Here is a 6,410-nt window from a genome sequence, read left to right on the forward strand (position 1 = left end):
GGTGCCGGAGCGGCCGATCGGAACCGCCTTGAAAGCGGTCGTAGGGAGACCTACCGCGGGTTCGAATCCCGCCCCCTCTGCCAAGATGAGCGAAGCGAATCTTTGCTGAGGGGGCGTTGGCCGGGCGTGGCGGCTGCCAACCCATAGGCTCACCTCCCGTGACCTGGTTCAGCAGCCCTGACGATGCCAGCGCCCGCCTGTACGAGGCCGGCTATCTCGCGGACACGGCGACGGCGACGACCACCTACCTCGCGGGCGCGCTCGAGAAGCCGCTGCTGGTGGAGGGCCCCGCCGGGGTGGGCAAGACGGAGCTCGCCAAGGCGGTCGCACGCTCGACCGGGGCCGAGCTGATCCGGCTCCAGTGCTACGAGGGCCTGGACGAGGCCCGCGCGCTCTACGAGTGGAACTACAAGAAGCAGCTGCTCCGCATCCAGGCCAGCAGCGGCGACCAGGGGTGGAGCGAGACGCACGACGACATCTTCACCGACGAGTTCTTGTTGACCCGGCCGCTCCTGAGCGCCATCCGCCGGGAGGAGCCGACCGTGCTGCTGATCGACGAGGTCGACAAGACCGACGTCGAGGTGGAGGGACTGCTGCTCGAGGTGCTGTCCGACTTCCAGGTCACCATCCCCGAGCTGGGCACGGTGTCGGCGACTCGCCGGCCGTTCGTCGTCCTGACCTCCAACGCGACGCGCGAGCTCTCCGAGGCCGTGAAACGCCGGTGCCTCTATCTGCACCTCGACTATCCCGACGCAGAGCGGGAGCGCGAGATCGTCACCTCGCAGGTGCCCGGCCTCGACGACGCGGTGGCGACCCAGCTGGTGGAGGTCGTGGCCCGGTTGCGGGAGCTCGAGCTGAAGAAGGCGCCGTCGATCGCCGAGTCCGTCGACTGGGCGCGAACCCTGATCGCGCTGGAGATCGGCAACCTCGACGAGGACGCCATCCGGCGCACGCTCGGGGTCGTCCTCAAGCACCAGTCCGATCAGGTGCGCGCGGTCAAGGAACTGAGACTGGCCGGGAAATGACCCTGCTCGACACCCACATCGGATTCATCGAGGCGCTGCGCTCGGCGGGCCTGTCGGTCTCGCTCGCCGAGGGGCTGGATGCGATCGACGCGATGCGGCACATCGGGTGGGGCGATCGCGACGTCGTGCGCACGGCGTACGCCGCAACGCTGGTCAAGAAGCAGACGCAGCGGGTCACCTTCGATGCGATCTTCGACCTCTACTACCCCCGGCTGGTGGGCGCCGGCGTGGCCGGCGAGCCCGCGTCGGACGGGGTGCGCGACAACGGTGCGGCCCTCGGCAGGTTCGTCGACACACTGGCCGAGGCGCTGGGTGATGCCGAGGGTCAGGGCCCGCGGCAACGGCTGCAGGACCTCGCGGTCGAAGCGGTGGGCAGATTCGGTGCGATGCCGGGCCGGGGCCCGGGGCTGTCGAGCTGGTCGGCATACACCGCGTTGCAGCGCGTCTCACCGGAGCAGTTGGTCGCTCAGCTGGTCGCCGGCCTGATGGCCCGGGGCATGGCCGAGGAGGACGCGGTGCGCCTCGCCGGCCGCCGGATCGGCACGTTCACCGCCCTGGTCGAGGGTGACGCCCGCCGGCGGATCGCGGAGGAGAAGGGTCCCGAGCACGTCGCCAACGTCGTGGTGAGGCCGACCATCGACCGGCTGGACTTCACCGCCGCTCGCCGCTCCGACCTGGAGGAGATGCGGCGCGAGATCTATCCCCTCGCGCGCCGGCTGGCCTCGCGACTGACCAAGCAGCAGCACGCGCGCCGGCGTGGGGCGCTCGACTTCCGCCGTACGGTCCGCGCCTCCCTGTCCACCGGCGGCGTCCCGCTCGAGACGCATCACAAGCCGAAGCGGCCGCACCGCACCGAGCTCGTGATCCTGTGCGACGTGAGTGGGTCGGTCGCCAACTTCGCGCAGTTCACGCTGCTGCTGGTGTTCGCGCTGCGCGAGCAGTTCCAGAAGGTGCGGGCCTTCACCTTCGTCGACGACGTGCACGAGGTGACGCAGCACTTCACCCCCGGTGGCGACGTCGTCGAGGTGATGGAGCACCTGGCTGCCAGCACTGCCCACGCGGCGCTGTGGGGGCGGACCAACTACGGCCGCGCCTTCACGAGGTTCGCCGAGGAGCACTCCGACGCGCTGGGCCCGAAGACGTCGCTGCTCGTGCTCGGCGACGCTCGCTCCAACTACAGCGACCTGGCGCTGCCGGTCCTGCGCGAGCTGACCGCCGCGGTCCGGCACTCCTGGTGGCTGAACCCCGAGCACGCCCGGCACTGGGGGACCGGCGACAGCGCGGCGGCGGTCTACGGCGAGATCGTGCCGATGGTGGAGTGCCGCAACCTGACGCAGCTCGAGGAGTTCGTCTCCGCGATCTCGATGGGGACTCAGCCGGCGAGGTAGCCGAGCTCGTGGATCCGGCGGATCTCGGCGCGCAGGCCGGGGTGCTGGGCCTCGTCCGCCGCGCGGCCGCCCGCGACGTACGGCTGGTCGCCGGCCGTGGCGCCGTCGTAGACCACGGTGACCCGGTTGGCGACGTTGGCGTTGATGAGCGAGCCGAGCAGGGCGACCGGGTCGCCGCGGTCCTCCAGCGAGAGCACCCGCGTCTGCTCCGGGATGATGGGCACCTGCGCCGCCGGGGCGCCGGCGGTCACGACCTGGTCGACCACGAAGGCCTGCGAGGCGGCGGCGGACGCGATCTCGGCGGCCGCGGCTCCGCCGTAGGACGAACCGACCAGCATGATCCGGGCCGGGCTGTCGCTCGGGCCATCGGCGGCGACGGCCTGCTCGATGGCACGCACGACCTGACGGACGTAGGTCGTGTTGTCGGCGCCGACGAGTCGCAGGCGTCCGCCCTCGTGGGCCTTGTTGCCGGGGAGGTAGGCGATGTAGCGGCCGGCGCCGATGCGCTGGACGCTGATCCGGCGGTCGGCGTTGATCAGCGTGACCATGAGGTCCTCGATCGAGGACGGGAGCGCGGAGTCGCTGGCCGACTCGGCGGTCGGTTCGTCGGTGGGGATCTCCGCGAAACCGGCGGCGGCGTCACGTAGCGCGGACGTGGCGTCTGCCGGGAAGGCCTCGACGCCGATGGCGCGCAGCCCGCCGCGCGCGGCAGCGCCCCCGCTGGCAGACGACATGACCCCGGCGGTGAGCATCGACCTCATCTGCAGTCCCTCGAGCAGCCCGCCGCCGTCGGACAGGTGGTCCATCAGCTCGGGGTGGCTGTCGGCCAGTTCGTTGAGGTAGGCCGCGACGCCGTCGCGGTCGAGCGAGTCGGTCTCGATCAGCCCCGCCGAGACGATGGCGCCACCGAGTGCGACCTCGGGTGCGAGGTAGCCGATGGCGCGTCCGGCGATGGAGCCGAGGGTCTTGAAGGCGGCGGTCTGCAACTCGTCGATCCACCGGTAGGTGAGGACGGTGGCACGCACCACGAGTGCGTCGGCGTCCAGCTCGACGGAGCGGGTCAGCAGCCCCTGCTTGCCGGTCGTGGCGGCCCGGATGTCCTCCTCGGCCTGGGCGAACGTGGCCGGGGACAGCTCGGCGGTATCGATGACGTCGGGGTCGGTGAGGATCGCGGTGCCGAGTCGGGCGCGGTCGCGCATGTCAGCGCCCGATGCGTCGAAGACGTCGGCGAGCGCCAGCATCTGGTGGTACTTGTCGGCGTCCATCGCGGCCTCGGACAGACCTCGGCCGGCCGGGGCTGATGACTGCGAGGGAGTGCTCGGGTCGTCGGTCATGCGATCACCTGGGCGAGAACGGGCGCCAGCTCGGTGGCGAGGTCTGAGGGGCGGGTACGACGCACGCGAAGCCTCGGGTCGTCCTCGTCCTCGTCCTGGTGCGGCGTGAGCGAGTGCCAGCCGTCGGCCAGCAGCACCCACGACACGAGTCCGATGTCCGTCGTCGCCGTGTCGGCCACGCGCGCCGCCAGCACCCGCAGCCGGCCACGACCCTCGGTGTGGATGGCGGCGACGGCGGTGGTGGCGACATTGTCGGCGAGCGGCTCGGCCCGGCCGTCGACGACGCCCTCGCCGTGCTGGCTCATCAGCACCGGGACGAGGTCGGCGCGGCTGGCGCGCAGGGCCTCACCGATCGCGTCGACGAGGTGGAAGGGCAGGTCGATCTCCTCGGGCACCGACGACTCGGTCAGGGGGATGTCGTCGGGGATGTCGGCCGCGCGGGCGAGCTCGCCGGGCCACTGGTCGACGGAGAACCACGCGAGCTCGAAGACGAGCCCGTCGCAGGTGGCGAGCGTCGCCACCGCGTTGCCGGCCTGCCGGTGCCAGGCCTTGACCTGGCTGCCAGGCGCGGCGACGTCGATGTCGAGGGCCAGCGTGGGGGTGGCGAGCAGGCCGATGGCCCCGGTCAGGCCGGGGTCGACCCCGTCGTCGGTGATCAGGCCGCGCCGGCGCAGCGAGTCGTCGGGGTCGTGGAGCGAGGCCAGCGCTGCGGCGTAGGCGACGTCCTCGGCGCTCCCTCGCGACTGGCCGAGGCGACCCTCGAGCCCACCGGGCACGGCGGGCCCGGCGGCCTCGACGAGGTCGAAGGGCAGCGGTGCGTCACCCGCAAGGCTCGCGACGTGACGCAGCTCGGGCAGCGTGAGGGCGAGACGGCGGGGGAGCCCGTCGAGGAAGCTGGTCGCGGGGGGCGGCGGCGTGGTCAGGTCGATGGTCACCATGTCAGAGCCCCGGCAGTTCGACGCTCAGCCAGTCCTTGTGACCGGGCGGAGGAGGGATGAACGCGACGAGCGAGGCGTCCTCGTCGGTGGGCTGGCCGTCGTCGCCGGCGGACCGCAGCGCGGCCACCCGGGACGCGGCGTCGTGGGTGAGCGAGTCGGCCTTGCGTCGGGTCGACTCGATCGCGTCCTTGCGGGTGTCGACCTCGGTGAGGTGGCGGGCCAACGAGTCGGCGGCCGTCTCGTGATGGCCGGCGGCGACGCGGAGCTGGCTGGCACGCTCCTTGATGCGCGAGCGCATGGCCTCGGCAGCACGACCGTGCCACGGCACGCTCTCGGCCTGGGAGACCAGCCGGTCGGCGGCCGCACGGATGTCGCCGCTCTGTTCACGGAGCTGGGCGACGCGCTTGCGCGATGCGGCGGTGTCGCCGTACATCGATCACACCTTCCTCGTCATCCCCGTGCTACCTGTGGACCGCCCTTCCCAATGCGCGCTGCTCTCAAACCCGCAAAGTGCGTTCATTTTCAAGTGGTCTGCACGGGGGGTCGCCCCGGCAACCAGTTCGCGAGGCGTTCAAGACCGACGCGGATCGACTCAGGCGGCCCGGCGAAGCTGAGCCGGACGAACCGCCCGCCGGCCGCGGTGTCGAAGTCGATGCCGGGCGCCACCGCCACGCCCGTCTCGGCCAGCAGCCGGTGGCTGAACGCCATCGAGTCGGTGGTCAGGTGCCCGACATCGGCATAGACGTAGAACGCGCCGTCGGCCGGTGCCAGCCGGTCGATCCCGAGGGAGGCGAGGCCGTCCAGCAGGAGCCGCCGGTTGCCGCCGTAGCGTTCGACGTGCGAGTCGAGCTCGGCGTACGACGCCTCGGTGAACGCCGCGACGCACGCCCACTGCGCGATCGTCGGCGGACAGATCGTGAAGTTTCCGGTGAGGATGTCGACGGCTCGCCGCAGCCGCTCGGGGACGAGCATCCAGCCGATCCGCCACCCCGTCATGGAGAAGTACTTCGAGAACGAGCTGAAGACGATCGCCTCGCGCGACGTCTCCCAGGCGCTGCGGGACAACGCCGGCGAGGCGTACTCGATGCCGTGGTAGATCTCGTCGGAGACGAGCTGGACGCCGCGGCTCTCGCACCAGGCGGCGATCGCGGCGAGCTCGGCGGGCAAGAGCATCGTGCCGGTGGGGTTGGCCGGGCTGGCGATGACCAGGCCCTTGATGTCACCGCACGCCTCGAGCTGGTCGAGCGTCGGTTGGAAGCGGTTCTCGGGCCCGCACGGGATCTCGACGACCTCGCAGCCGAGGGCGGTGAGGACGTTTCGGTAGCAGGGATAGCCGGGGCGGGCCATGGCCACGCGATCGCCGGGCTCGAAGGCCGCGAGGAAGGCGAGCAGGAAGCCACCGCTGGAGCCCGTCGTGACGATGACGTCCTCGGCGGCGACCTCGATCCCGTGCTGGCGGAGGTGGTGGGCGGCGATGGCCTGACGCAGCTCCGGCACGCCCGCGGCGACGGTGTAGCCGAGCGGGTCGGAACCACCGAGCAGCCGGATCGCCTCCTCCCGCACGGGCCGGGGCGCGCCCGTGCTGGGCTGGCCGGCGACGAGGTTGACGAGGTCGCCGTGCGTGCGCTGGCGCTCGGCCGAGGCGGCGAGCAGATCCATGACGTGGAAGGGCGGCACGTTGGCACGCTGGGCCACGACGAGGCGCGAAGTCATGCTGCAATCTAG

General features: G+C 71.6%; 6 protein-coding genes. 2 read left to right on the forward strand and 4 right to left on the reverse strand.

Going from position 1 to position 6,410, the window contains the following annotated elements:
• Positions 1-158: 158 nt before the first annotated feature.
• The gene (locus RMO85_RS01110) at positions 159-1,025 is read left to right on the forward strand and encodes a MoxR family ATPase (RefSeq protein ID WP_310525919.1); all 867 of its coding nucleotides are present in this window, start codon (positions 159-161) and stop codon (positions 1,023-1,025) included.
• Positions 1,022-2,413, forward strand: coding sequence for a VWA domain-containing protein (locus RMO85_RS01115; protein ID WP_310525920.1), 1,392 nt, complete (start codon positions 1,022-1,024; stop codon positions 2,411-2,413). Before RMO85_RS01110 ends, RMO85_RS01115 begins: the two co-directional genes overlap by 4 nt.
• Here the strand turns inward: RMO85_RS01115 and RMO85_RS01120 are convergent.
• From RMO85_RS01120 to RMO85_RS01135, 4 genes are all read right to left on the reverse strand, one after another.
• Positions 2,398-3,747 carry a hypothetical protein gene (locus RMO85_RS01120; RefSeq protein ID WP_310525922.1) on the reverse strand — a complete coding sequence of 450 codons (1,350 nt, stop codon included), beginning with the start codon at positions 3,745-3,747 and terminating at the stop codon, positions 2,398-2,400. The two genes, RMO85_RS01115 and RMO85_RS01120, sit on opposite strands and share 16 nt — an antisense overlap.
• The gene (locus tag RMO85_RS01125; RefSeq protein ID WP_310525923.1) at positions 3,744-4,685 is read right to left on the reverse strand and encodes a hypothetical protein; all 942 of its coding nucleotides are present in this window, start codon (positions 4,683-4,685) and stop codon (positions 3,744-3,746) included. The genes RMO85_RS01120 and RMO85_RS01125 overlap by 4 nt, the downstream gene beginning before the upstream one ends.
• A gap of 1 nt (position 4,686) precedes the next feature.
• On the reverse strand, positions 4,687-5,118 hold the full coding sequence (locus RMO85_RS01130; protein ID WP_310525924.1) for a hypothetical protein: 432 nt from the start codon (positions 5,116-5,118) through the stop codon (positions 4,687-4,689).
• 89 nt (positions 5,119-5,207) lie between these two features.
• Positions 5,208-6,398, reverse strand: a complete 1,191-nt coding sequence (locus RMO85_RS01135) for a pyridoxal phosphate-dependent aminotransferase (protein WP_310525925.1) — start codon at positions 6,396-6,398, stop codon at positions 5,208-5,210.
• Positions 6,399-6,410 lie beyond the last annotated feature (12 nt).

Source organism: Nocardioides sp., assembly GCF_031422975.1.
Classification (GTDB): domain Bacteria; phylum Actinomycetota; class Actinomycetes; order Propionibacteriales; family Nocardioidaceae; genus Nocardioides.

Bases quoted from the DNA above. Each gene is read 5' to 3' on its own strand.
- RMO85_RS01115 (WP_310525920.1), top strand. From the start codon at position 1,022: ATGACCCTGCTCGACACCCACATCGGATTCATCGAGGCGCTGCGCTCG.
- RMO85_RS01120 (WP_310525922.1), bottom strand. From the start codon at position 3,747: ATGACCGACGACCCGAGCACTCCCTCGCAGTCATCAGCCCCGGCCGGC.
- RMO85_RS01125 (WP_310525923.1), bottom strand. From the start codon at position 4,685: ATGGTGACCATCGACCTGACCACGCCGCCGCCCCCCGCGACCAGCTTC.
- RMO85_RS01130 (WP_310525924.1), bottom strand. From the start codon at position 5,118: ATGTACGGCGACACCGCCGCATCGCGCAAGCGCGTCGCCCAGCTCCGT.
- RMO85_RS01135 (WP_310525925.1), bottom strand. From the start codon at position 6,398: ATGACTTCGCGCCTCGTCGTGGCCCAGCGTGCCAACGTGCCGCCCTTC.